General features: G+C 68.0%; 1 protein-coding gene and 1 pseudogene. Both read right to left on the bottom strand.

Features of this window, described 5'->3' with window-relative positions; all coding sequences use genetic code 11:
- Positions 1 to 122: pantoate--beta-alanine ligase (locus tag HA630_RS00550; protein WP_208299884.1), on the bottom strand; the 122-nt coding region annotated here is incomplete at its 3' end.
- A 14-nt stretch (positions 123 to 136) separates the two neighbouring features.
- Positions 137 to 247, bottom strand: a pseudogene (gene panB, locus HA630_RS22590) (3-methyl-2-oxobutanoate hydroxymethyltransferase); the annotation flags it as partial.

Genomic DNA, 247 nt, shown 5'->3' on the forward strand with positions numbered 1-247 from the left:
TTTGCCTGGCGCACCAGGGCCAGGTGCCCGGCGTGCAGGTTGCCCATGGTGGGCACGAAGGCGGGCGCGTCGAAGCGGGCCAGCACCTGGCGCAGCTCGGCAATGGTGTGAACGACTTGCATACAAACGGGGCGGTTTACCAGGCGTGCAGGGCGTTGTCGGGGAAGCTGCCGTCCTTCACGGCGGCCACGTAGGCGGCCATGGCGGCCTTGACGCTGGCCGAGCCGTCCATGAAGTTGCGCACGAA

The sequence above is a fragment of the Aquabacterium sp. A08 genome (genome assembly GCF_011742065.1).